Genomic DNA, 25,684 nt, shown 5'->3' on the forward strand with positions numbered 1-25,684 from the left:
GTCCGGAGGGACTATTCGCCGCGGGACTTCTGGATGATCTCGTCGGCAACTGCCTTCGGGACCTCGGCGTAGCTGTTGAACGTCATGGAGTACACAGCACGGCCCTGGGTCTTGGAGCGCAGGTCACCGATGTAGCCGAACATGCCGGACAGCGGAACGTGCGCACGGATGACCTTGACGCCCTGTGCATCTTCCATGGACTGCATCTGGCCACGCCGCGAGTTGATGTCACCGATAACTTCACCCATGTATTCCTCAGGGGTGCGGACCTCGACATCCATCAGCGGTTCAAGCAGGACAGGGTTCGCCTTGCGTGCAGCTTCCTTGAAAGCCATACGTCCGGCGATCTTGAACGCCATTTCCGAGGAGTCAACATCGTGGTACGCGCCATCGATCAGCGTGGCCTTGATGCCGACAACCGGGTAGCCAGCCAGGACGCCGTCGTTCAGCGCGTCCTGGATGCCCGCGTCAACAGACGGGATGTACTCGCGGGGAACGCGGCCACCGGTGACCTTGTTCTCGAACTCGTACAGCTCGCCTTCGGCGGTGTCCAGAGGCTCGATGGCAATCTGGATCTTTGCGAACTGACCCGAACCACCGGTCTGCTTCTTGTGCGTGTAGTCGTGGCGTTCGACGGCGCGCTTGATGGTTTCGCGGTAAGCGACCTGCGGCTTGCCAACGTTGGCTTCAACCTTGAATTCGCGGCGCATGCGGTCCACCAGGATGTCCAGGTGGAGCTCGCCCATGCCGGCGATGATGGTCTGGCCGGTGTCTTCGTTGAGGGACACCTGGAAGGTGGGGTCCTCAGCGGAGAGCTTCTGGATGGCAGTGGAGAGCTTCTCCTGGTCACCCTTGGTGTTCGGCTCGATGGCAACCGAGATCACGGGCTCCGGGAAGCTCATGGACTCAAGCACGATCTGGTTGTTGGCATCGCACAGGGTGTCACCGGTGGTGGTGTCCTTCAGGCCGATGGCTGCATAGATGTGGCCGGCGGTAGCGCCCTCAACGGGCATTTCCTTGTTGGCGTGCATCTGGAACAGCTTGCCGATGCGCTCCTTCTTGCCCTTGGTGGAGTTGACCACCTGGGCGCCTGCTTCCACGTGACCGGAGTACACGCGGATGAAGGTGAGCTGGCCGAAGAAGGGGTGGGCCGCAATCTTGAACGCAAGGGCCGAGAACGGCTCTTCAGCGGAAGGCTTGCGGGTCAGTTCCTTCTCTTCGTCGCGAGGGTCGTGGCCGACCATCGGGGGGACGTCGAGCGGGTTCGGCAGGTAGTCAACGACCGCGTCGAGCATGGGCTGAACGCCGCGGTTCTTGAAAGCGGAGCCGCAGAAGATCGGGTAGAGCTCGGAAGCGATGGTCATCTTGCGGATGCCGGCCTTGAGCTCGTCGATCGAGATCTCTTCACCCTCGAGGTACTTCTCCATGAGTTCCTCGGAGGACTCAGCGACCGTCTCAACGAGGTTCGCGCGGTACTCCTCAGCCTTTTCCTGGAGGTCAGCGGGGATCTCGCGAATCTCGTACTTGGCACCCATGGTCACGTCGCCCTTGGCGTCGCCCGGCCAAACCAGGGCACGCATGTAAAGCAGGTCGACGACGCCGATGAAGTCGTTCTCGGCACCGATGGGCAGCTGCATGACCAGCGGCTTGGCACCGAGGCGGCTAATGATGGTGTCTACGGTGAAGTAGAAGTCAGCACCGAGCTTGTCCATCTTGTTGACGAAGCAGATACGCGGAACGTTGTACTTGTCAGCCTGGCGCCACACGGTCTCGGACTGCGGCTCAACGCCTTCCTTGCCATCGAAGACGGCGACTGCACCGTCGAGGACGCGCAGGGAGCGCTCAACCTCAACCGTGAAGTCCACGTGGCCGGGGGTGTCGATGATGTTGATCTGGTTGTTTTCCCAGAAGCAGGTCACGGCGGCAGACGTGATGGTGATGCCGCGTTCCTTTTCCTGTTCCATCCAGTCGGTGGTCGAAGCGCCGTCGTGCGTTTCGCCGATCTTGTGGTTCACACCCGTGTAGAACAGGATGCGCTCGGTGGTGGTGGTCTTGCCGGCATCAATGTGGGCCATGATGCCGATGTTGCGGACCTTACTAAGGTCGGTAAGCACGTCCTGTGCCACGGGGTCTCCTTTTGGGATGGACTACACGTTCGCCGCCGGCTCGGTTGAGCCGGCGGCGCCCGGGGAGTATTACCAGCGGTAGTGTGCGAAGGCCTTGTTGGACTCGGCCATCTTGTGGGTGTCTTCGCGACGCTTCACAGCGGCACCGAGACCGTTCGACGCATCCAGGATTTCGTTCTGGAGGCGCTCGGTCATCGTCTTCTCGCGGCGGGCCTTGGAGTAGCCAACCAGCCACCGCAGGGCGAGTGCGGTGGAGCGGCCCGGCTTAACCTCAACCGGAACCTGGTAGGTGGCGCCACCGACACGGCGGGAGCGGACCTCGAGGGAAGGCTTGACGTTGTCCATGGCCTTCTTCAGGGCTGCAACGGGGTCGCCGCCGGACTTGGCGCGTGCGCCTTCGAGTGCACCGTAGACAATGCGCTCTGCCGTGGACTTCTTGCCGTCAACGAGCACCTTGTTGATGAGCTGGGTTACCAGCGGGGAACCGTATACCGGATCCGAAACGAGCGGCCGCTTGGGGGCCGGACCCTTGCGAGGCATATTACTTCTTCTCCATCTTTGCGCCGTAGCGGCTGCGGGCCTGCTTACGGTTCTTCACACCCTGGGTATCGAGGGCGCCACGGACGATCTTGTAGCGGACACCCGGGAGGTCCTTAACACGACCACCGCGAACGAGCACAATGGAGTGCTCCTGCAGGTTGTGGCCAACACCGGGGATGTAGGCGGTAACTTCCACGCCGCCGTTGAGGCGCACACGTGCCACCTTACGCAGAGCCGAGTTCGGCTTCTTCGGGGTGGTGGTGTAGACGCGGGTGCAAACACCGCGGCGCATGGGGCTGCCCTTAAGCGCGGGAGCCTTGGTCTTTGAGACCTTAGGCGTGCGGCCCTTACGGACCAGCTGGTTAATCGTAGGCACTCTCGTGTTCTCCGTTTTATCCGGAGTGGCTGTTTCCGGCCACTCTCTTGTTGCGTTGCCCCGCCGCCCGGGCCCTGAAGGAATCTCCATGGCGGCGAAGGCGAAGCCTTAATAGTCGGATCGCAGGCCGGGGCGAAACATACATTCCTGCAGTTCCCTAGGCATGCAAAAATGTGGCATACGTTGCACAAGAACCCTGCAAACCGGAAACGTCGCTCTGGTCCAGCCTTTCAGCTGATACCGGCGCACTCATCCACTGCCACAATAACAATTGCTAACAAGTCTAGCATGGACGGGCCCCATGCCTTAATCGACGGGTTAAACGGGGATGGTCCCCCACCTTGCGGTGCGGGACCATCCGTCGTCAGGCTTCCGGATCAGCGGAAGTCGTTGCCCAGGTCGTAGTCATCCAGCGGGATGGCGTGGAACTCGGGAGCTCCGTCACCGCCCAGGGTGTCGTACGAGAAGTCACTGAACGCGCTGGGGCCGGTGAACAGGTTGGCCTTTGCTTCCTCAGTGGGCTCCACGGTGACCTCGGTGTAGCGCGGGAGGCCCGTGCCGGCCGGGATCAGCTTACCGATGATGACGTTTTCCTTCAGGCCGAGCAGCGGATCGCTCTTGCCTTCCATGGCGGCCTGCGTCAGGACGCGGGTGGTCTCCTGGAAGGAAGCTGCGGACAGCCAGGACTCGGTGGCCAGCGATGCCTTGGTGATGCCCATGAGTTCAGGACGTCCGGAAGCCGGAGTCTTGCCCTCGGACACAACGCGGCGGTTGGCGTCCTCGAAGCGGCTGCGCTCGGCGAGCTCGCCGGGCAGCAGGTCCGATTCGCCGGACTCGATGACCGTGACGCGGCGCAGCATTTGGCGGACGATAACCTCGACGTGCTTGTCGTGGATACCAATGCCCTGGCTGCGGTACACACCCTGCACTTCGTCCACGAGGAACTTCTGTGCCGCACGCGGGCCCATGATGCGCAGGACCTGCTTGGGGTCGACCGGGCCGTTGATCAGCTTCTGGCCAACGGAGACGTGGTCGCCGTCTTCGATCAGCAGGCGTGAACGGCGGAGGACCGGGTAGGCGATCTCTTCCGTTCCGTCATCCGGGGTGATGACCAGGCGCATCTGGCGCTCGGACTCTTCGATGGCGATGCGGCCGGCTGCTTCAGCAATCGGGGCAACACCCTTCGGAGTACGGGCTTCGAAGAGCTCCTGGATACGGGGCAGACCCTGGGTGATGTCGTCGCCACCGCCGGCGGAAACAGCACCACCGGTGTGGAACGTACGCATGGTCAGCTGGGTACCGGGCTCACCGATGGACTGTGCGGCGATGATGCCCACGGCCTCGCCGATGTCCACGGTCTTGCCGGTGGCCAGCGAGCGGCCGTAGCACAGGGCGCAGGTGCCGACGCTGGACTCACAGGTGAGTACAGAGCGGACCTTGACCTCGGTGATGCCTGCCTTGAAGAGCTCGTCGATCACAACGTCGCCGCAGTCGGTGCCGGCGGCTGCGAGGACGTTGCCCTCGGAGTCCACGACGTCGACGGCCAGCGTACGTGCGTAGGCGCTGTTCTCGACGTTCTCGTCCAGGACCAGCTCACCGTTGGAATCGGCGACGGCGATGGGCGTGACCAGGCCACGCTCGGTGCCGCAGTCCTCTTCGCGGACGATGACATCCTGCGAGACGTCCACCAGGCGACGGGTCAGGTAACCCGAGTTGGCGGTACGCAGTGCGGTATCGGCCAGGCCCTTACGGGCACCGTGCGTGGCGATGAAGTATTCCAGCACCGACAGGCCCTCGCGGTAGGAGGACTTGATGGGGCGCGGGATGATCTCACCCTTCGGGTTGGCCACCAGGCCACGGATACCCGCGATCTGGCGGACCTGCATCCAGTTACCACGTGCACCGGAGGACACCATGCGGTTGATGGTGTTCATCGGGGACAGGCTCTCACGCATCACGGAGGCGATGTCGTTTGTTGCCTTGTTCCAGATCTCGATCAGTTCCTGGCGGCGCTCGTCGTCGTCGATCAGGCCCTTGTCGTACTGGCCCTGGATCTTGGCGGCGCGTTCCTCGTACCCGGCAAGGATTTCCGGCTTGGCAGCAGGAACCTCAATGTCGGAGATGGCGACAGTGACGCCCGAACGGGTGGCCCAGTAGAAACCGGCATCCTTCAGGTTGTCCAGCGTTGCCGCGGTGACGACCTTCGGGTAGCGCTCGGCGAGGTCGTTGACGATCCGGGACAGTTCGCCCTTGTCGGCAACGGCTTCAACCCACGGGTAGTCCTCGGGCAGGGTCTGGTTGAACACAACCTGGCCCAGGGAGGTCTGGACGAGTGCCGGCTGACCGGGCTCCCAGCCTTCCGGGGCTTCCCAGCCGGCGTAGGGGACGAATCCTTCGAGCCGGATCTTGACCTGCGAGTTGAGGTGCAGCTCGCGTGCATCGAAGGCCATGATGGCTTCCGATACGGAGGAGAAGATCCTGCCTTCGCCGGCCGAGCCCTTGCGCTTGGTGGTCAGGTGGTACAGGCCGATGATCATATCCTGCGAAGGCAGGGTGACCGGGCGTCCGTCCGAGGGCTTCAGGATGTTGTTCGAGGACAGCATCAGGATGCGGGCCTCAGCCTGCGCCTCGGGGCTCAGCGGCAGGTGGACTGCCATCTGGTCGCCGTCGAAGTCGGCGTTGAACGCGCCACAAACCAGCGGGTGCAGCTGGATTGCCTTGCCTTCAACAAGCTGCGGCTCGAACGCCTGGATGCCCAGGCGGTGCAGGGTAGGTGCACGGTTGAGCAGCACCGGGTGTTCGGTGATGATCTCTTCGAGCACGTCCCAGACCTGCGGGCGGTAGCGCTCCACCATCCGCTTTGCCGACTTGATGTTCTGGGCGTGGTTGAGGTCAACCAGGCGCTTCATCACGAACGGCTTGAAGAGCTCCAGGGCCATCTGCTTGGGCAGGCCACACTGGTGCAGCTTCAGCTGCGGGCCGACGACGATGACCGAACGGCCCGAGTAGTCGACGCGCTTGCCGAGGAGGTTCTGGCGGAAACGGCCCTGCTTGCCCTTGAGCATATCGCTCAGGGACTTCAGCGGACGGTTGCCAGGTCCGGTGACCGGGCGGCCGCGGCGGCCGTTGTCGAAGAGGCTGTCAACAGCTTCCTGAAGCATGCGCTTCTCGTTGTTGACGATGATCTCCGGAGCACCCAGGTCAAGCAGGCGCTTGAGGCGGTTGTTGCGGTTGATCACGCGGCGGTACAGGTCATTGAGGTCGGAGGTCGCGAAGCGGCCACCGTCCAGCTGGACCATGGGGCGCAGTTCCGGCGGGATCACCGGGACGGCGTCGAGGACCATGCCGAGCGGGCTGTTGTTGGTGGTCAGGAATGCGTTGACCACCTTGAGCCGCTTGAGGGCGCGGGTCTTGCGCTGGCCCTTGCCGTTGGCGATGACGTCGCGCAGCAGGTCGGACTCGGCCTGCATGTCGAAGTTCTCGAGGCGCTTCTTGATGGCCTCGGCACCCATGGAGCCTTCGAAGTACATGCCGTAGCGGTCGCGCAGTTCGCGGTACAGGCCTTCGTCACCTTCGAGGTCGGCGACCTTCAGGTTCTTGAAGCGGTCCCAGACCTGCTCGAGGCGCTCGATATCGGCGTCGGCACGCTTGCGCACGTTCGCCATCTGGCGGTCGGCGGAGTCGCGGGCCTTCTTCTTGTCGGCAGCCTTGGCGCCTTCACCCTCAAGGCGTGCGATTTCGCCTTCAAGGTCGCGGGCAATCGCGGCGATGTCGGCGTCGCGGTTGTCGATCAGCTGCTTCTTCTCGATGTCGTGCTCAACCTGCAGGTTGGGCAGTTCCTCGTGGCGGGCAGCCTCGTCGACGCTGGTGATCATGTAGGCAGCGAAGTAGATGACCTTTTCGAGGTCCTTCGGGGCCAGGTCAAGGAGGTAGCCCAGGCGGGACGGAACACCCTTGAAGTACCAGATGTGCGTGACCGGGGCGGCCAGTTCGATGTGGCCCATGCGCTCACGGCGGACCTTGGCGCGGGTGACTTCAACGCCACAACGCTCACAGATGATGCCCTTGAAGCGCACGCGCTTGTACTTGCCGCAGTAGCATTCCCAGTCACGGGACGGGCCGAAGATCTTCTCGCAGAAGAGGCCGTCCTTCTCGGGCTTGAGCGTGCGGTAGTTGATGGTTTCCGGCTTCTTAACCTCGCCGTACGACCAGCCGCGGATGTCTTCCGCGGTGGCGAGGCCGATCTGCATGAGGCCGAAGGAGGATTCGCTGGACATATGGTCCCTGTTCTCTCTTGTTCTCTAAATTCTGAAGTCTTGACGGTCCCGGGGTTTCGACAGGCTCAACCACCGGGCGCCCTGGTGCGGGATGAGGGAGGTGGGGTACGACGGCGGGTGGTCACCCGTCGTCGTACGCCCGCCTGCTAAACCTCTTCTACGGAGCTGGGCTCTGCGCGAGACAGATCGATGCCCAGTTCTTCCGCAGCCGTGAAGACTGCGTCATCAGAGTCACGCATTTCAATTGTGGTTCCGTCCGTGGAAAGGACTTCCACGTTCAGGCACAGCGACTGCATTTCCTTGATCAAGACCTTGAAGGATTCGGGAACGCCCGGCTCGGGAATGTTCTCGCCCTTGACGATCGCCTCGTAGACCTTCACGCGACCGTGAATGTCATCCGACTTGATCGTGAGGAGTTCCTGGAGCGTGTAGGCGGCGCCGTAAGCTTCGAGCGCCCACACTTCCATTTCACCGAAGCGCTGGCCACCGAACTGTGCCTTACCACCCAGCGGCTGCTGCGTGATCATGGAGTACGGGCCGGTGGAGCGGGCGTGGATCTTGTCGTCCACCAGGTGGTGGAGCTTCAGGATGTACATGTAGCCGACCGAGATCGGATCCGGGAACGGCTCGCCGGAGCGGCCGTCAAACAGGCGGGTCTTGCCCGAAGAGTTGATCAGGCGGTCACCGTCGCGGGTCACGTTGGTGGAATCGAGCAGGCCCGTGATTTCTTCTTCGCGGGCACCGTCGAACACCGGCGTGGCAACAGTGGTGGGACCACTCTCGCGCGGCAGGTTCGGCAGCTGCTTGACCCACTCGGGCTCGCCTTCGATCTTCCAACCGGTCTTGGCAACCCAGCCGAGGTGCGTTTCGAGCACCTGGCCCACGTTCATACGGCCCGGAACACCCAGCGGGTTCAGGACGATGTCAACGGGGGTGCCGTCGGCAAGGAAGGGCATGTCCTCGATCGGAAGGATCTTGGAGATAACACCCTTGTTGCCGTGGCGGCCGGCGAGCTTGTCGCCGTCGGTGATCTTGCGCTTGGCGGCCACGTAGACGCGGACCAGCTGGTTCACGCCCGGGGGCAGCTCGTCGTCGTTGTCGCGGTCGAAGACGCGCACGCCGATGACGGTTCCGGACTCGCCGTGGGGAACCTTCAGGGAGGTGTCGCGGACTTCGCGGGACTTCTCACCGAAGATGGCGCGCAGCAGGCGCTCTTCCGGGGTCAGTTCGGTTTCACCCTTCGGGGTGACCTTTCCGACCAGGATGTCCCCTGCTTCAACCTCGGCACCGATGTGGATGATGCCGCGCTCGTCCAGGCCGGCCAGGACTTCCTCGGACACGTTGGGGATGTCACGGGTGATTTCCTCGGCACCAAGCTTGGTGTCGCGGGCATCGATCTCGTGCTCCTCGATGTGGATGGAGGAAAGGACGTCCTCGGCAACGATGCGCTGCGAGAGGATGATGGCGTCCTCGAAGTTATGGCCTTCCCATGACATGAATGCCACGAGCAGGTTCTTGCCCAGTGCGAGCTCACCCTGGTCGGTTGCCGGGCCGTCGGCGATGATGCCGCCAACTTCCAGGCGCTGGCCTTCGTTGACCAGGACGCGGTGGTTGTAGCAGTTGCCCTGGTTGGAACGGGCGAACTTGTTGATGCGGTAGTTGGTCTCGGTGCCGTCGTCGTTGAGCATGATGACGAGCTCGGCGGAAACCTCGGTGACCACACCGGCCTTCTTGGCGATGACAACGTCACCGGCGTCGACGGCGGCGGCGCGCTCCATGCCGGTGCCCACGACGGGAGCCTCGGAACGGACCAGCGGCACAGCCTGGCGCTGCATGTTGGCACCCATGAGTGCACGGTTGGCGTCGTCGTGCTCCAGGAACGGGATCAGGGCGGTAGCCACGGACACCATCTGGCGCGGGGAGACGTCCATGAACTCGACGTCGCCGGCGGGAACCAGCACGGGCTCGCCTCCACCACCGCGGGCACGGACCAGGACGGTCTCTTCGGCGAACTTCTTGTTCTCGTCGAGCGGGGCGTTGGCCTGGGCGATCAGGACCTCGGCCTCGTCGTCGGCCGTCAGGTACTGGACGTCGTCGGAGACGACGCCGTCCTTGACCAGGCGGTACGGGGTCTCGATGAAACCGAACGGGTTGATGCGGCCGTAGGAAGCCAGCGAACCGATCAGGCCAATGTTCGGGCCTTCAGGGGTTTCGATGGGGCACATACGTCCGTAGTGGGACGGGTGCACGTCACGGACTTCCATGCCGGCGCGGTCACGGGACAGACCACCGGGGCCAAGGGCCGACAGGCGGCGCTTGTGGGTCAGGCCCGAGAGCGGGTTGTTCTGGTCCATGAACTGCGACAGCTGGGAGGTTCCGAAGAACTCCTTGATGGCTGCAACCACGGGGCGGATGTTGATCAGGGTCTGCGGCGTGATGGCCTCGACGTCCTGGGTGGTCATACGCTCGCGGACAACGCGCTCCATGCGGGACAGGCCGGTGCGCACCTGGTTCTCGATGAGCTCGCCGACGGCGCGGATGCGGCGGTTGCCGAAGTGGTCGATGTCGTCGATCTCGACGCGCAGGTCCACTTCCTGGCCATCGCGGGTGCCCTTGATGGTCTTCTCACCGGCGTGCAGCGCGACGAGGAACTTGATCATGGCGACGATGTCTTCAACGTGCAGGACAGAGGCTTCCTTGTCACCAAGGGAGCGGTCGATGCCAAGCTTGCGGTTGATCTTGTAGCGGCCAACCTTGGCCAGATCGTAGCGCTTGGAGTTGAAGTACAGGTTGTCCAGCAGGGACTGGGCAGCCTCGACGGTGGGCGGCTCGCCCGGACGCAGCTTGCGGTAGATGTCCAGCAGGGCGTCTTCGCGGGTTTCGGTGGCGTCCTTCTCCAGGGTTGCCCGCATGGAGTCGTACTGGCCGAACTCTTCGAGGATCTGGCCTTCGGTCCAGCCCAGGGCCTTCAGCAGCACCGTGACGGACTGCTTGCGCTTGCGGTCGAGGCGGACACCGACCTGGTCGCGCTTGTCGATTTCGAGCTCGAACCATGCACCGCGGGACGGGATGATCTTGGCGGTGAAGATGTCCTTGTCGCTGGTCTTGTCGGCGGCGCGCTCGAAGTAGGCGCCCGGCGAACGGACCAGCTGGGAGACGACGACACGCTCGGTGCCGTTGACGACGAAGGTGCCCTTCTCGGTCATCAGCGGGAAGTCACCCATGAACACGGTCTGCTGCTTAATTTCGCCCGTGTTGTTGTTCATGAATTCGGCCTTGACGTACAGCGGAGCCGAGTACGTTGCGTCCCGGTCCTTGCACTCAGCCATGGTGTACTTGGGGTCAGCGAACTCCGGATCGGAGAAGCTCAGGGACATGGTGCCCTGGAAGTCCTCGATCGGGGAGATCTCTTCGAAGATGTCCGACAGGCCGGACGTGGTGGCGACGCTGAGATCGTTTTCTTCGACAGCCTTTGCCACGCGTGCCTGCCAGCGCTCATTGCCGACCAGCCAGTCAAAGCTGTCCGTCTGCAGGGCAAGCAGATTCGGAACATCAAGGGGTTCGTGAATCTTTGCGAATGAGAGCCGGCGAGTGGCACCATCAGTGCTGTCGGCAGTGTTAGCGGTTTCGTTATTAGAGGTGCTCGAGGCGACCAAGAGGGATCCTTCCACAGACCTTCAGGCGTTTTCAGATCTCCCCCGCTGTGCACCCTGCGAAGTGACTCCGCAGCGCTACCATCCGGTTCCGCTATATGACCCGGGGCCCGGACTGACTATGCTGTGACCGTTGTTACGGCACGTTGATTGCCAGCTGCCAGGCAAAGCCCACCGCTATATGAAGGCTGAAGGTAAACAGGGAAGACGCAAATATCTACGATACGGCAAAACAACCTACGTTGTCTACCCCACTTCCTGCCGGAATGCAAGCACCTTGTTCCCCTGCTCCGTACGGTGGGTCCAAAACAGCCTAGAGGCGCAGCGTCACGCCCTCCGCCGTGCAGGTTCCGGCGTTCGCGAAGACGGCATCCCGTACGGCGCCCTCCGATTCCTTGGCGGGCTTGCCCCCGGACTCCGCGGCCGATGAGTGGTCGATGGCCAGCAGGCTCAGCGAGGTGAAGAGTCCCCTCAGGTCTCCCGAAACGGTGTCCTTGGCGTCCTGGGCTTTCGAGTAGACGTCCTCGTAACCCTGGGAATCGGTGGGGGAAACCGCGGCATAGTCCGCCACCAACTTGTTGAAGAGCTCGCAGGCCGCTTTGCTTCCCCCGGCCGCCGATGCGGAGCTTCCAGCGTCGGTGGAGGCGGCAGGGCTGCTGCTCTCCGTGCTGCTGTCAGGGCTCGACGCAGACGCTGTGGGGCGGGTGGATTCGGTCGGCGCGGGCGTGGATACCGAGCAGCCGGCCAGGGTGCCGCCCGTCAGGACCACCACGGCGATGGCCCCCGCCGTCAAAGGATTCTTCACGATGTCGCTCCGTCCGTCCCGGCTCCGGACCTGGTGTCCCCATGCAAAGCGCGTCCCCTGCAAAGCCTCGCCGTCCACCCTACGCAAGCGTCCGCCGTCGTGCATAACCCCGCCGATGGGGACCTCTCCCCTGCCCTTCCCTGCCGCACGCCCGGAATGCACATAGCGCCCTTGGCGTTTGAATAGTTGGGTGACCAGGCTCACGATAGCCTTGGTGGCTTAGATCAAAACCGGACGGAAAGTGGTAACCATGGGCAACTCTCCCGACAACAGTGACGTTGTCATCCTCGGGGCGGCACGGACTCCGCAGGGCCGGATCAACGGCCAGCTGTCGAGCCTCACCGCAGTGGATCTTGGTGCGCACGCCATCAAGGCCGCACTGGAACAAAGCGGTGTCGCCACGGCCGACGTGGAAGCCGTCATCATGGGCCAGGTCCTGCAGGCAGGAGCCGGCCAGAACCCCGCGCGGCAAAGCGCCATCGGCGCCGGCATCGGGTGGAACGTCCCCGCGGTGACCGTCAACAAAGTCTGCCTTTCCGGCCTGACCGCGGTGATTGATGCCGCCCGGATGATCCGGGCCGGCGAGGCCGCCGTGGTGGTTGCCGGCGGCCAGGAGTCGATGAGCCGCGCACCGCACCTGCTTCCGGGATCACGCCAGGGGTGGACCTACGGCTCCATCCAGGCGCTGGACGCAGCCGCCCATGACGGGCTGACCGATGCCTTCGACGGCGAATCGATGGGCCTGTCCACGGAGACACGGAACCTCTCGCTGGGGATCGATCGCACCTCGCAGGACAACGTCGCCGCCCAATCGCACCAGCGAGCTGCCCTTGCGGCGAAGAACGGAACGTTCGACGGCGAAATCGCGCCCATCAGCGTCAAGCAGCGCAAGGGCGAGCCCCTGGTGGTGGGCACTGACGAAGGGGTCCGCCCCAACACCTCGATCGAGTCGCTGGCAGGCCTGCGGGCTGCGTTCGTCACCGACGGCACCATCACCGCAGGCAATTCCTCGCCCCTCTCCGATGGCGCCGCCGCCCTGGTGCTCACCTCCCGCGGCTACGCGGAGGAGCACGGGCTGGAATACCTGGCGGTGGTCGGGAAGCCGGGCCAGGTGGCAGGCCCGGACAATTCCCTTCATTCACAGCCCTCCAACGCCATCATGAACGCCCTCGGCAAAGCGGGGTGGAGCACCGCCGATCTCGACTTCATCGAGATCAACGAAGCCTTCGGGTCGGTAGCCGTGCAGTCCCTCAAGGACCTGGACTACCCGCTGGAGAAGTGCAATATCCATGGCGGCGCTATCGCCCTGGGCCACCCGATCGGTGCCTCCGGCGCCCGGCTGGCGGCACATGCCGCACACGAACTGAAGCGGCGTGGCACCGGCAGGGCTGCGGTGTCCCTCTGCGGCGGGGGCGGGCAGGGCGAGGCCCTCCTGCTGTACCGCGACTGATGGCGGGCTCATCCGGAAACGGAGCGGACGGCGTCGGACGGGAACGGTTCCTGGCCGACGCCGCAGCCCGTGGCCTGGAAGTCGACGTGGTGGAGCGGCCCGCAGCGAAGAGCCTCGAAGAGGCCGCAGGCATCCTGGGCATCACACCGGCGGACATCGTCAAATCGCTGGTGGTGAAGCACAAGGACGGGACGTTCCTCTTCGCGCTGATCCCCGGTGACCGGCAGATTTCGTGGCCCAAGCTCCGCGCCCTGGTGGGCGTGAACAAGCTGTCCCTGCCGCCCGCGGACACGGCTTTGGAGGCCACCGGCTACGAGCGGGGCACCATCACCCCGCTTGGCAGCACCACGGCATGGCCTGTCTATGCCGACGCCACCATCACCGGGCGGCGCATCTCCATGGGTGCCGGTGCGCACGGGTACAGCGCCTTCGTCGACGCGGACGCGCTGACCGCCGCCCTGGACGCCGTGGTGGCGGACATCAGCGATCCCGGCTAAGCGGGGCCGGAAATTATCGAGGGCGTTAAAGCAGGAAACCCCGCCCACCGGAGTGGACGGGGTTTCCGTAGGAAAAGGCGTTGTTACTTGAGGGTAACGGTGGCGCCTGCAGCCTCGAGCTGCTCCTTGGCCTTCTCGGCAGCTTCCTTGTTGGCGCCTTCGAGAACAGCCTTGGGGGCGCTGTCAACCAGGTCCTTGGCTTCCTTGAGGCCGAGGGAGGTGATGGCGCGAACTTCCTTGATGACTGCGATCTTCTTGTCACCGGCAGATTCGAGGATGACGTCGAAGTCGGTCTTCTCTTCAACCTCTTCAGCGGCGCCGCCACCGGCGGGGCCGGCAACAGCTACAGCAGCAGCGGTAACTTCGAAGGTCTCTTCGAAGAGCTTGACGAACTCGGAGAGCTCGATGATGGTCAGTTCCTTGAAAGCTTCAATGAGCTCTTCGTTGCTGAGCTTCGCCATGGTAGGCGTCCTTCCTGTTGTGGTGACCGGGCGGCGCTGGGCCGGACGGACACCGGAGTCTGGTGGGGGTAAGAGAACTAGTTCTCTTCGGCAGCGGGAGCTTCGGCGGCAGCGTCAGCTTCAGCGGCAGGGGCTTCTTCAGCGGCGGGCGCTTCGGCAGCTGCCGGTGCACCGTTCTCTTCTTCAAGCTTGAGGCGCAGTGCGTCGATGATGCGTGCAGCTGCGGCGGCAGGTGCCTTGAGGACGCCTGCAACCTTGGCGAGCTGCAGCTCGCGGGACTCAAGGGCAGCCAGTGCGGCGACCTCGGTGGCGTCCAGCGCCTTGCCCTCGAAGTAACCGGTCTTGATGACCAGCTGCTTGTTGGCCTTGGCAAAATCCGTCAGGCTCTTGGCAGCGGCAACTGCGTCACCCTTGATGAACGCGATTGCAGTGGGGCCGGCAAGCTGGCCGTCGAATGCTTCGACGCCGGCTTCCTTGGCTGCAATGGCGGTCAGGGTGTTCTTGACGACCGCGAACTTGGTGTCCTGGCCGAGAGAAACACGCAGCTGCTTGAGCTGTGCAACGGTGAGCCCGCGGTATTCGGTCAGGACAGCGGCGTTCGATTCCTTGAAATCGTTAGTGATCTCAGCTACTGCTGAAACCTTGGTAGGCGTTGCCATAACCCTCCTTCCGGGGATAGTGCCGGTATTCGACGGTCCCCGCTCAAGAGAGCTAAAACTAAAAACGCCCCGCGCAGATGCACGGGGCTTGGCTCAACACGTTGCCGTGGAGCTTTGCTTCGTTCACCTGCGCCGGCCGCCCTGCGTTGAGGGTCCTTCGTCCGGAAAGCCACTGTGGTCCCCAGCGCACAACTGCAGAGTTGAGCCATGTTCAGGAGAGTGGATTTCCAACAACCGACGGTCTTTGGTACTCCCAGCTTACGCGAGGCATTGCCGGTCCGCCAAATCGGCGCTCAGCTGGTGCTGGTGTGCAGAGTGGGGAGCTCCTTCTGCCAGATACCCGTCACGCCGGCCGTCTGGAATCCCAGCTGCTTGTTGACCGTCAGGAGGTACCGGTTCTCCGGCGCATTCCAGGTGTAAATGATGCGTGCGTCCGGGAACTGCTCGCTGAGCCGCTCCATGTTGGCCACCTTGATCAGCAGCCCGAGCTTGTTGCCCCGGTGTTCCTGCAGGACCAGGGTGTCGTCCTGGAACACCACGTCAGCCCGGTGCGCCAGGACCGTGATGGTGGTCAGGCCCACGAGCGCCCCGGTGGCGATGTGCTCGACGGCGGTGACCACCGTTCTCCTGCCCTGCGCGATGGCGACGTCCTCGGCCTCACGCAGGATGCCGCCGTCGAACACCATGTCCTGTTCAACCGGCATGTCCAGTGATGGGTCCACGTCCGCGCCCGCCTGGTTTTCCAGCGCCGCAACGGCCTCCAGCCAGCGGTCGGGGCAGCGGTCCGTCCAGTGGTGCAGCCGGTACCTGCCGTTGTTCGCCTCCTCGGCCTCAGCCTGGAGGTCGGCCACCAGCTTGGTGTCCAGGGGCAGGAGGCAGGAGCTGAACTGCTCGATGTGCTGCAGCGTGTAGCCGGTCTTCTGCGCGAACTCCACCTCGCGGCTCTCCAGTGGCACGAAGCCCAGCCCGGAGCCGGGAACCAGCTGGGCCCGTTCAAACTCATGCAGGGATGCCCCAGGATGGTTGGTGTCCACCAGGATCATGGTGCGGCCCTCCCCCCGGGCCAGCTGTTCGGCAGCTTCCAGCAGCCGGCGGCCCACTCCCTGCCGCTGGAACTCTGGCAGGATGTCCAGGGTGAGCTCGGCAAGGTCCAGGTGATCGGTCAGGGGCAGCGCAATATCAACCGTTCCCACGATCGCGCCGTCCACCCTGGCAACGAGGATCAACTGGCGCTCATACGGGTCCGCGAACTCAAGCAGCTTTTCCTCGGGACCATACGCAAGATCGTCACTGCCCCACGTCTGCATGCGCACCTTGCGGCCCACTTCCACCGCGGCGAGGAAATCCGCAGCATCCGGGGTGTCCAGTGAATCGGGAATCCAGAGCTGCTCGATCTTCACGTCTATTGCCATTCGGGCATCATCCCAGCCGTTTCTGCCACTCACCTTCATAGCCAGCGGGCCTGAATCCAAGGGCGGTATTTATCGCCAGCATATGCTGGTTTTCGCTGGCATTCCACGTCAGGACGGAGCGCGCCTGCGGCCATTTTTCCCGGGCTCGCCGCAGGTTGGCGGCCTTGGTCAGCATCCCCAACCGATGGCCGCGGTGCTCCGCCGCAACCAGGGTGTCCTGCTGGATCAGCGACTCCGGCACCTGCGGCCGCCAGGTGAGGACGGTGTACGCCACCAGTTCGCCGGTTTGCCGGTGCAGGGCTGCGGCCACCGAGGCCTGCACACCGCTGCGGACCTGGACCTCTTCGTCCCGCCGCACACGCTGGACGTCCCAGTCCTCCTGTTCCCAGTCCATGCCGGCGGCGGGCGCGTCCGTGCTCATCCGTACCCGCAATCCGGCATAACCTGCCACGAACTCCTCCGGACAGCGGTCGTCCCAGACGGCCGGCACGTAGTCCCCGGAGCGGGCTGCGGCGTCCTCTTCCAGCTTTGACAACAGGTCCGCGGCGACGGGCAGATCAAGCCTGCTGGAGCGTTCCACCTGTTCCAGCTGATACCCCGACGCCAGGGCGAAGGCCGTTGCAGGGTCTTCCGCCGGCAGGTGGCCTGCCCCGGATTTCGCGGTGACCATGCGTGAACCCTGGCGCATTTTGTCCAAGGGAACTTCATGGAAGCCCTCCAGGGTTGACCTGCTGCGGGCGCGGGCCACGGCTTCGGCATGTTCCAGCAGGCGGCGCCCCACTCCCCTGCGGCGCCGGCCGGGAACCACCAGGACGTCGATACCCGCCGTGGCAAGGTTCTCGCGCAGGGGCAGCGTTACGGAGCACAGCCCCACCGGCTCCCCGCCGTCCCGGGCAAGGAACAGCCGCCGTTCCTCGTACTCGGTCCCGCGCCAATACTCCAGCGCTTCGTCCAGGGTGGGGCAGCGCTCCAAGCTTCCCCAGAGCTCGAAGGCGTGGGCCTCCTTCATGGCCTGGCATGCCAGGAGGTCCGCCGGCGGTGCAGCGTGGCGGCCTTGTCCGCGTGGAGGGATGACGACGGCGGCAATTGCCAAGGATGGGGTCGACGGCGACAGTGTGGGGCCGGTTCGTTCAACGTGGTCCATGCGGCCAGCTTAGGCAGCATCGGCGCGCGTGGGAGCCGGTACAAAAAGACCGTCCCGGCGCCTTGGCGCCGGGACGGTCTCTGGTTGCTCCGGAATCAATCCGGAAGCAGGAACTTCAGTGAGGACTATGCCTCGGTGAGCACCTTGGTGACGTTGGGGTCCACGGAGATGCCCGGGCCGAACGTGGTGGCAACGGTGGCCTTCTGGATGTAGCGGCCCTTCGCGGCAGACGGCTTGAGGCGAAGAACCTCTTCCAGTGCAGCTGCGTAGTTCTCGGCCAGCTTGATGGCGTCGAAGGAAACCTTGCCGATGATGAAGTGCAGGTTGGAGTGCTTGTCGACGCGGAAGTCGATCTTTCCACCCTTGATGTCGTTGACGGCCTTGGTGACGTCGGGGGTCACGGTGCCCGTCTTCGGGTTCGGCATGAGGTTACGCGGGCCCAGGACCTTACCGAGGCGGCCAACCTTGCCCATGAGGTCAGGGGTGGCTACGGCGGCGTCGAAGTCGGTCCAGCCGCCGGCGATCTTTTCGATCAGGTCGTCGGAACCAACGAAGTCGGCGCCGGCTGCGATTGCGGCCTCAGCCTTGTCGCCCGTTGCGAAGACCAGGACGCGGGCAGTCTTACCGGTGCCGTGGGGCAGGTTGACGGTGCCGCGGACCATCTGGTCAGCCTTGCGGGGGTCAACGCCGAGGCGGAAAGCGACCTCAACCGTGGCGTCGAACTTGGACGGGTTGGTGTCCTTGGCCAGCGTTACTGCCTCGAACGGTGCGTAGTGCTTCTCCGCGTCGATCTTGGCGGCTGCTGCCTCATATGCTTTGCTGCGCTTTGCCATGCTGCTTATTTCTCCTTGTGCAGTTGTGGTCTGCGGACCGCGCTGGGCCCTGCCACAGTCGGTGATCCGGTTCGTTATCCGGCCCGGATGGCCAACATTTCAATTTTTTTGGTGCCGGTGTTCCGGCGGTGCCGCCCGTCGTCGTCATTCAACCCGACGCTGGGCAGCGGTAAGGGCTGTTAGCCCTCGACGGTGATGCCCATGGAGCGGGCGGTGCCGGCGATGATCTTCGCTGCGCCTTCGAGGCTGGTGGCGTTGAGGTCTTCCATCTTGGTGGAGGCGATCTCGTTGACCTGGGCCTGGGTCAGCTTGGCAACCTTGACGGTGTGCGGGGTGGATGAACCCTTGGCAACGCCTGCAGCCTTCTTGATGAGCTCTGCAGCCGGCGGGGTCTTGGTGATGAACGTGAAGGAACGGTCCTCGTAAACCGTGATTTCCACGGGGATGACGTTGCCGCGCTGGGCTTCCGTTGCAGCGTTGTACGCCTTGCAGAATTCCATGATGTTGACACCGTGCTGGCCAAGCGCAGGACCGATCGGCGGGGCCGGGTTGGCGGCACCTGCCTGGATCTGCAGCTTGATGAGGCCGGTGACCTTCTTCTTGGGAGCCAATGTAGGGTCCTTCTCTCAATAACGTCCTGGGGCACAGGAGCGTGCCTCAGGTTTTTGGCCGCCATGGCGAGGCGGCCGGCCGTTCCGTGCCGCTAAGCGGGCGGCGCCGGGACGAATTCTAGGATTTTCAGATCTTGGTGACCTGGTTGAACGCCAGGGTGACCGGCGTTTCGCGCTCGAAGATGGAGACCAGTACCACCAGGGTCTGGGACTCGGGCTTGATCTCGGAGATCGTGGCGGGGAGGGTCTCGAACGGACCTTCCTTGACGATGACGGACTCGCCAACTTCGAAGTCCACGGCCACGGGTGCCTGGTTCTGCTTGTTGACCGGCTTGCCCTTCTCGGCCTGTTCCTCTTCGAAGACAGGGGCGAGCATGGAGAAGACCTCATCCAGGCGCAGCGGGACCGGGTTGTGGGCGTTGCCCACGAAGCCGGTGACGCCGGGGGTGTGGCGGACGGCGCCCCAGGAAGCGTCCGTGAGGTCCATGCGGACCAGGACGTAGCCGGGGATGCGGACGCGGTTGATCACCTTGCGCTGGGCGTTCTTGATCTCCACGACTTCTTCCATGGGGACCTGGATTTCGAAGATGTAATCTTCCATGTCCAGGGTCTGGATGCGGGTTTCAAGGTTGGCCTTCACGCGGTTCTCATAGCCGGCGTAGGAGTGGATGACGTACCAGTCACCTTCCTGGCGGCGCAGCTTGGCCTTGAACTCCTCAGCCGGATCAGCGGCGGCGGTGGCGGCCGCAGCGGCGAGGGCGTCTGCAGGCTCATCTTCGCCGTCGGCGTCGGAAGCGTCGGCTTCGTCAGCAACTGCTGCGTCGGAGGCGGCGTCGTCGGATTCGGGCGCGGAAGACTCAACCTCGGACTCTTCACCGGCTTCTGCCGTGATGTCCGGGGATTCTTCCAGCCCGGTCTCGGTTACCTCGAGCTCCTGCTCAGACACTTGGTCTCCTGCTTCCTCATTGCCTAACATGCCTATTTAAATGGCTCAATTCCGCACGCCGGCGCTTCCTTCCGGTTACCCCGGGTGAAGCACGCAGCCTGCGGACCGTTCAGCCTTAGCTGTCCTTGGGGCCGGTGCCGCCGAAGATCCAGCTGACAGCGGTTCCGAAACCAATGTCCAGCAGGCTGACGATGACCATCATGATGGCCACGAACACCAGCACCACGAGCGTGTAGTTGATCAGTTCCTTGCGGGTGGGGGCAACAACCTTCTTCAGTTCGCCGATGATCTGGCGGACAAAGAGTGCAATGCGGGCGAAGAAGTTTGCCTTGGCTTCCTTCTTAGCTGGGCGGCCCTTGGAGCTGCTGGCAGCTGTTTCGGTCACCTGGTCCTCGCTCATCTTTGCAATGGTGGATTACCCGGCCCTGATCAGAACCATGGTTGCTGCGCCTGCTCCGGGCTTTCGCCCGGAGCAGCTTGCGCAGGGCAGACAGGACTCGAACCTGCAACCTGCGGTTTTGGAGACCGCTGCGCTACCAATTGCGCCACTACCCTATGGAGTGAATTGCACTCTTTGATGGCCAACCACCAGCTTGAGCTGGGGCGCACGCCATCATCCGTGTTTCAACACCGGTGAACCAGTCTACGCAAGAACTTCGCGTAGGTAAAACCAGCCCGTTTCCGGCCCATCCGCTGGCCGGCCCGGATCATGCTGCGCTGGGCAGTCATAAATCAAAACCGGCACCCCGGAGGGTCCGGTGAACAGCATAGAGTAGAACTCGTCGAATCCCACATTCCAGCCCCCGGGCTGCAAGCGAAGAACGGACCTGCCAATGCCTTCCGCCCGCGTTTCCCAACGCATTTCCGCAATTGCCGAATCCGCAACCCTGGCGGTCGATGCCAAGGCCAAGGCGCTGAAGGCAGCTGGCCGGCCGGTTATTGGCTTCGGTGCGGGCGAGCCCGACTTCCCGACCCCGGACTACATTGTCCAGGCGGCCATTGAGGCGGCGTCCCAGCCCAGGTTCCACCGCTACTCCCCTGCAGGCGGGCTGCCCGAGCTGAAGAAGGCCATCGCGGAGAAGACCCTGCGCGACTCGGGCTACACCGTGGATCCTTCCCAGGTGCTGGTCACCAACGGTGGCAAGCAGGCTGTCTACAACACCTTCGCCACGCTCGTGGACCCGGGCGACGAGGTCATCGTGCCCTCCCCGTTCTGGACCACCTACCCCGAAGCCATCCGGCTGGCCGGCGGCGTCCCCGTGGAGGTTTTTGCCGGGCCCGAACAGGACTACCTGGTGACGGTAGACCAGCTCGAGGCAGCCGTGTCGGACCGGACCAAGATCCTGCTGTTCGTCTCGCCGTCGAACCCCACGGGCGCCGTGTACTCCCCCGAGCAGGTGGCGGAGATCGGCAAGTGGGCCGCGGCCAAGGGCCTCTGGGTGGTTACGGACGAAATCTACGAGCACCTGACCTACGATTGCGTGCCCTTCACGTCCATCGCCACCGCGGCCCCCGAGCTGGGCGACAAGGTGGTCATCCTCAACGGTGTTGCCAAGACCTACGCCATGACCGGCTGGCGCGTGGGCTGGATGATCGGACCCGCGGACGTCATCAAGGCGGCCACGAACCTGCAGTCGCATGCTACGTCCAATGTGTCCAACATCATGCAGATTGCAGCCCTCGCCGCCGTGTCCGGTCCCCTGACCGCCGTCGACGAAATGAAGGTGGCCTTCGACCGCCGCCGGAAGGCCATCGTTGCGGGGCTCAATGCCATTGACGGCGTGGAGTGCCCGACGCCGAAGGGAGCCTTTTACGTGTACGCGGACGTCCGTGCGCTGCTGGGCAAGGAATTCCCCACCGCGTCCGGCACCGCCACGCCGCAGACGTCCGCCGAGCTGGCAGCCCTGATCCTGGACGAGGTCGAGGTGGCAGTGGTTCCCGGTGAGGCGTTTGGCCCGTCCGGCTTCCTGCGCCTTTCCTACGCCCTGGGCGACGACGACCTCGCCACGGGCGTGCAGCGCCTGCAGGACTTCCTCGGCAAGGCCCAGTAACGCCCCATCACCTTTCGCAGGAAAAACCAGAACGCCCCATCACCAAGTGATGGGGCGTTCTGGTTTAAGGCCCGAAAGGTGATGGGGCGTTGCCGATTTACGGGAAGGAGGTGATGGGGCGTTTAGAGGAGGCGGCGCTCCGCGGCCCACTTAGTCAGTTCGTGGCGGCTGGAGAGCTGGAGCTTCCGCAGCACCGCCGAGACATGGGTTTCCACGGTCTTGATGCTGATGAAGAGCTCCTTGGCCACCTCTTTGTAGCTGTAGCCCCTGGCGATGAGCCGCATGACCTCAAGCTCACGGGCTGAGAGCTTGTCGAGTTCGTCGTCGGCAATGTCCGCGGGGGCAGTGCCGAAGGCGTCCAGGACAAAACCGGCAAGCCGGGGCGAGAAGACCGCATCGCCGCCGGCAACCCGGAATACGGCGTCGGTGATCTCGGCGCCGGAGATGGTCTTGGTGACATAGCCGCGGGCGCCGGCCCGTATCACTGCGACCACATCCTCCGCGGCGTCGGACACACTCAGGGCCAGGAACCGGGTGCTGGACAGGAGCGCGGCGGAACCGGCGATGACTTCCCGGCCGCCGCCGCCCAGTCCGCCGGGGAGGTGGACATCCAAAAGGACGACGTCGGGCCGCTGCTGGGCAATCACGGCGATGGCCTGCTCCACGGTGGCAGCCTCCCCCACCACCTGGATGCTGGGGTCGAGGTCCGCTTTCAGGCCGGACCGGAAGATGGCATGGTCGTCCACGATGACCACCCGTGCGGAGTTGGCCGGCCGGGTACTTCCGGCACCTGTTCCCTGGGTTGTGTTCATGTTTTTCCTTCCGCGTGTTCTGCTGCGGCCGGCAGCCGGAGGCGGACCTCGGTGCCGTCGCCGGTGCTGAGGATGGCAGCCGAGCCGCCGTGCCGTTTCATCCGGCCGATGATTGATTCCCGGATACCGAGCCGGTCCGCGGGCACGTCCCCCAGCTCAAAGCCCGGTCCCCTGTCCTTGATGAAGATCTCGGCCTGCCCGTCAGACGCTTCAAGGTAGACCGAGACCGTCCCGCCACCGTGCCGTGAGGCGTTGAGCATGGCCTCCCGGCTGGCCTGGACCAGGGCCTCGTGCGCCTCGGTCATGACGGCGTCACCAACGGTGACCACCTCCACGGCGTTGCCGAGCAGGTCTTCCACCTCGCCGGCAACGGCCTTGATCCGGTCCGAAAGCTGGCCGCTTTCGCGGCCTGGATCCTGGAACAGCCAGCCGCGCAGCTCGCGTTCCTGGGCACGGGCCAGGCGGACAACGTCGTGCTCATTGCCCGCGCGCCGCTGGATCAGGGCGAGCGTCTGCAGCACGGAGTCGTGGAGGTGGGCGGCGATCTCGGCACGTTCCGTCTCCCGGATCCGGCCGGCGCGTTCGGCTTCGAGGTCACGCCAGAACTTCAGCGCCCACGGCAGCAGGACCAGCACCACCCCGCCCAGGACGGCCACCGAAGCGAGCAAGGCAAGCCACGTCTGTTCCCAGGAACCCGAGCCGGACACCATCACCAAGACCCCGGCCACCACCAGCGCCAGACCGGCGGCGAGCCGGCCCCAGCCGCCGGCCTGGTCCGCCTTGGTCTTGTCCACCAGGCCGGCACGCCGGGTCTCGTCCAGCTGCATCCATGCGATCGAGGCGCCGCCCAGGACCGCGGCAGCCGGGATCAGCGTTCCGAGGGACACATCCACACCCAGCAGCTGGGCGATCATGATGCCGGCGACGAGCAGGAGTCCGCAGCCCAGCAGGATTTCCTTGCCGTACCGCATTCCGCGGGCCCGGAACCAGGGGGCGCCCTGCGGGCCGCCCTCGCCGTCCGGAACGGGAGCTGGGGCACCCGCCGGGGATCCGGCGTCGGCAGCGGCCCCCTGGGCGGGCTGGCTCACCGCCGGGGCAATGGGCGACGCCGGGCGGCGGGCATTGCGGCGGGCGGCCTCGTCCGCGGTGGGCACCATGATCCAGAGCCATGCGTAGAAGACCAGGCCGGCACCGCCCGCGAAGGATGCCAGGACCATGCCCAGGCGGACGTTCCGCACCGGCCACCCCAAGTGCGCGGCCAAACCGGAGCACACCCCGGCGATGACACGGTCGCTGCTCCGTGCCAGGGGCGGCCGCACCGGAAGGGTTGTCATGGGTCAATCCAAACACGGATCAGGGTTGCCCGGACCGCATTCGGCCGCTTCCCGGGGACAGCTCAGGGACGGTTCAGGGCTTCCCCCAGTAGAGCGCTGCCGGGCATGGACGGGAGGATCGAGGTATGAACTCGCAGACCCCCTCCCCCGACGACGAACACCCTGCCGAGCCCCTTCCCAAGGAGCAGCCCGGCACGGACAGCGGGCAGCCTACCGAGCCGCTGCCATCCCCCGGCCCAACGCCTCCCGACCCCGCCACTGCCCCGCAGGCTGACCCCTCGCCCAACTATGCGTACCAGGGCAGCCCGGCACCCGCTCCGTCCACCGACTTCTTTGGCTGGATCCGCAGCAACGGCATCTACCGGGGCAACGACCGGTGGGTGGGCGGCGTCTGCAGCGGTATTGCGCACAGGCTGGGCGTTGACCCCATCATCATCCGCGGCGTCTTCATTGTCCTGACCCTCCTGGCAGGCATCGGAGTCCTGCTGTACGGCCTGGCCTGGGCCCTCCTCCCGGAACCTGACGGCAGGATCCATGTCCAGGAAGCCGGCGCGGGCCGCTGGTCCAGCGGCATGACAGGTTCCCTCATCGCCACCATCCTGGGCCTCACCGGGCTGGGCGGAGGCTTCTGGGGATGGAGCCACAACGGCCTCAGCGGACTGCTGTGGACCCTCTTCTGGGTGGGCGGCGCCATCTACCTGATCTACTACCTCTCCCAGCGCAACAAGGCCCACCCCACCGTGGCCGGCCACGGGACGGCCGCGCCAGGCGGGACTTATCCGATGGGGAGTTCCGGCACGGCCCACACCGCGACGTTCTCCGCCGGCACCGCGTCCGGACCAACCGCGGCTGCAGCGCCGCCGTACGGCACCAGCTCCGCAGGCACGGCGGATAACGGCAGCGCGACAGGGGGCCCTTACGGCCAGGGCGGCTACAGCCCGGCCGGAAGTGTGCCGCCTGTTCCCGGCTCCGGCGGCGTTGGGGGCACGTCTCCCGGCGGTCACGGCAGCGGTGCCCCCGGCGGCGGCAGCTACCCCACCCCGTGGGTTCCGCCGCGGCCGCCCAAGCCCCGGCCGTCCGGTCCAGGCGCCCCCGGTGTGGCCATCGCAACGGGTTCCGCCCTGGTGGTGGGCGGTGGACTGAAGGCCCTCGACGCCGCGAACGTCATCAGCCTGGGCGGCTCCGCCAACGCCATCGTGTGGGCCAGCGCGGCAGCAATCCTGGGCCTGGGCATCCTGGTGGCAGGCTTCCGCGGCCGGACCTCCGGCATCCTGAGCCTCTTCGCCGTGGTTGCACTCATCACCGGGGGTATCTACAACACCCTGGACGATGGCCGGATGCGGTTCCAGCAGGTGGACTGGAACCCCGCCAGCATCGAGGAAGCCCGCGGCGGGATCGACATCACGGCCGGACGAGGAACCGTGGACCTCACGGGCCTGTCCCCAACCGCCCCCCTGACGTCCGACGTCGTGGTTCCCCTGGACATCACCGCAAGCAACGTCACCGTGGTGATTCCGCAGAACGTGCCGGTGGACATCAAGGCGGACATGACCATGGGCAACCTGAATGAGGGCGGAGGCCAGCGCGGAGGCACCACCACCCGCCAAAGCAGCTACAACACCGACCGGCCCGGCAACCACCTGGTGGTCCAGATCGACGGCACCTTCAGCAACGTCACGATCCAGGAAGGCAACTGA

General features: G+C 64.6%; 20 protein-coding genes and 1 tRNA gene. 4 read left to right on the forward strand and 17 right to left on the reverse strand.

Annotated features, from left to right (window positions below; genetic code table 11):
- Window positions 1-11: 11 nt before the first annotated feature.
- The 6 genes from fusA to ACZ9J7_RS01495 form a co-directional block, all read right to left on the reverse strand.
- Complete coding sequence (gene fusA / locus ACZ9J7_RS01470; RefSeq protein ID WP_141159761.1) at window positions 12-2,126, reverse strand: elongation factor G; 2,115 nt, start codon at window positions 2,124-2,126, stop codon at window positions 12-14.
- Between the two features lie 69 nt (window positions 2,127-2,195).
- The gene (gene rpsG, locus ACZ9J7_RS01475; RefSeq protein ID WP_003803829.1) at window positions 2,196-2,666 is read right to left on the reverse strand and encodes a 30S ribosomal protein S7; all 471 of its coding nucleotides are present in this window, start codon (window positions 2,664-2,666) and stop codon (window positions 2,196-2,198) included.
- A 1-nt stretch (window position 2,667) separates the two neighbouring features.
- Complete coding sequence (gene rpsL / locus ACZ9J7_RS01480; protein ID WP_009358312.1) at window positions 2,668-3,042, reverse strand: 30S ribosomal protein S12; 375 nt, start codon at window positions 3,040-3,042, stop codon at window positions 2,668-2,670.
- 377 nt (window positions 3,043-3,419) lie between these two features.
- Window positions 3,420-7,319 (reverse strand): DNA-directed RNA polymerase subunit beta', encoded by a 3,900-nt coding sequence (locus ACZ9J7_RS01485; RefSeq protein ID WP_476206421.1) that lies wholly within the window; start codon window positions 7,317-7,319, stop codon window positions 3,420-3,422.
- A gap of 146 nt (window positions 7,320-7,465) precedes the next feature.
- Window positions 7,466-10,975: a DNA-directed RNA polymerase subunit beta gene (gene rpoB, locus ACZ9J7_RS01490; RefSeq protein ID WP_476206422.1), complete on the reverse strand. Its 3,510-nt coding sequence runs from the start codon at window positions 10,973-10,975 to the stop codon at window positions 7,466-7,468.
- A gap of 310 nt (window positions 10,976-11,285) precedes the next feature.
- Window positions 11,286-11,777, reverse strand: coding sequence for a hypothetical protein (locus ACZ9J7_RS01495; protein WP_476206424.1), 492 nt, complete (start codon window positions 11,775-11,777; stop codon window positions 11,286-11,288).
- Window positions 11,778-12,027: 250 nt separating this feature from the next.
- On the opposite strand from ACZ9J7_RS01495, the gene ACZ9J7_RS01500 reads away from it, so the two are divergent.
- Window positions 12,028-13,227: an acetyl-CoA C-acetyltransferase gene (locus ACZ9J7_RS01500; protein ID WP_476206425.1), complete on the forward strand. Its 1,200-nt coding sequence runs from the start codon at window positions 12,028-12,030 to the stop codon at window positions 13,225-13,227.
- Window positions 13,227-13,724 carry an aminoacyl-tRNA deacylase gene (locus tag ACZ9J7_RS01505; protein ID WP_476206427.1) on the forward strand — a complete coding sequence of 166 codons (498 nt, stop codon included), beginning with the start codon at window positions 13,227-13,229 and terminating at the stop codon, window positions 13,722-13,724. The genes ACZ9J7_RS01500 and ACZ9J7_RS01505 overlap by 1 nt, the downstream gene beginning before the upstream one ends.
- A gap of 83 nt (window positions 13,725-13,807) precedes the next feature.
- Here ACZ9J7_RS01505 and rplL read toward each other — a convergent pair whose 3' ends face one another.
- From rplL to ACZ9J7_RS01550, 9 genes are all read right to left on the reverse strand, one after another.
- Entirely contained in the window at window positions 13,808-14,185 is a 378-nt protein-coding gene (gene rplL / locus ACZ9J7_RS01510) for a 50S ribosomal protein L7/L12 (RefSeq protein WP_018760467.1), read from the reverse strand.
- Window positions 14,186-14,262: 77 nt separating this feature from the next.
- The gene (rplJ, locus tag ACZ9J7_RS01515) at window positions 14,263-14,844 is read right to left on the reverse strand and encodes a 50S ribosomal protein L10 (RefSeq protein WP_347885426.1); all 582 of its coding nucleotides are present in this window, start codon (window positions 14,842-14,844) and stop codon (window positions 14,263-14,265) included.
- A 293-nt stretch (window positions 14,845-15,137) separates the two neighbouring features.
- Complete coding sequence (locus tag ACZ9J7_RS01520) at window positions 15,138-16,256, reverse strand: GNAT family N-acetyltransferase (protein WP_476206430.1); 1,119 nt, start codon at window positions 16,254-16,256, stop codon at window positions 15,138-15,140.
- A gap of 7 nt (window positions 16,257-16,263) precedes the next feature.
- Window positions 16,264-17,400: a GNAT family N-acetyltransferase gene (locus ACZ9J7_RS01525; protein ID WP_476206432.1), complete on the reverse strand. Its 1,137-nt coding sequence runs from the start codon at window positions 17,398-17,400 to the stop codon at window positions 16,264-16,266.
- A 125-nt stretch (window positions 17,401-17,525) separates the two neighbouring features.
- Window positions 17,526-18,233 (reverse strand): 50S ribosomal protein L1, encoded by a 708-nt coding sequence (rplA, locus tag ACZ9J7_RS01530; RefSeq protein WP_159631352.1) that lies wholly within the window; start codon window positions 18,231-18,233, stop codon window positions 17,526-17,528.
- Window positions 18,234-18,412: 179 nt separating this feature from the next.
- Window positions 18,413-18,844 carry a 50S ribosomal protein L11 gene (gene rplK / locus ACZ9J7_RS01535; protein WP_018760472.1) on the reverse strand — a complete coding sequence of 144 codons (432 nt, stop codon included), beginning with the start codon at window positions 18,842-18,844 and terminating at the stop codon, window positions 18,413-18,415.
- Between the two features lie 127 nt (window positions 18,845-18,971).
- Window positions 18,972-19,790: a transcription termination/antitermination protein NusG gene (gene nusG, locus ACZ9J7_RS01540; protein WP_476206435.1), complete on the reverse strand. Its 819-nt coding sequence runs from the start codon at window positions 19,788-19,790 to the stop codon at window positions 18,972-18,974.
- A gap of 115 nt (window positions 19,791-19,905) precedes the next feature.
- A complete protein-coding gene (secE, locus tag ACZ9J7_RS01545) occupies window positions 19,906-20,190 on the reverse strand; it encodes a preprotein translocase subunit SecE (RefSeq protein WP_056388913.1) in 285 nt (94 codons plus the stop codon).
- Window positions 20,191-20,272: 82 nt separating this feature from the next.
- Window positions 20,273-20,345: transfer RNA gene (locus tag ACZ9J7_RS01550), tRNA-Trp, on the reverse strand.
- 278 nt (window positions 20,346-20,623) lie between these two features.
- Between ACZ9J7_RS01550 and ACZ9J7_RS01555 the strand changes: the two genes are divergently transcribed.
- On the forward strand, window positions 20,624-21,841 hold the full coding sequence (locus tag ACZ9J7_RS01555) for a pyridoxal phosphate-dependent aminotransferase (RefSeq protein ID WP_476206438.1): 1,218 nt from the start codon (window positions 20,624-20,626) through the stop codon (window positions 21,839-21,841).
- A 122-nt stretch (window positions 21,842-21,963) separates the two neighbouring features.
- Here the strand turns inward: ACZ9J7_RS01555 and ACZ9J7_RS01560 are convergent, their stop codons facing one another.
- Window positions 21,964-22,653 carry a LuxR C-terminal-related transcriptional regulator gene (locus tag ACZ9J7_RS01560; RefSeq protein ID WP_201302396.1) on the reverse strand — a complete coding sequence of 230 codons (690 nt, stop codon included), beginning with the start codon at window positions 22,651-22,653 and terminating at the stop codon, window positions 21,964-21,966.
- Entirely contained in the window at window positions 22,650-23,987 is a 1,338-nt protein-coding gene (locus ACZ9J7_RS01565; protein WP_476206440.1) for an ATP-binding protein, read from the reverse strand. Before ACZ9J7_RS01565 ends, ACZ9J7_RS01560 begins: the two co-directional genes overlap by 4 nt.
- A gap of 125 nt (window positions 23,988-24,112) precedes the next feature.
- On the opposite strand from ACZ9J7_RS01565, the gene ACZ9J7_RS01570 reads away from it, so the two are divergent.
- On the forward strand, window positions 24,113-25,684 hold the full coding sequence (locus tag ACZ9J7_RS01570) for a PspC domain-containing protein (RefSeq protein ID WP_476206441.1): 1,572 nt from the start codon (window positions 24,113-24,115) through the stop codon (window positions 25,682-25,684).

It is taken from the genome of Pseudarthrobacter sp. TE9888, from assembly GCF_056279345.1.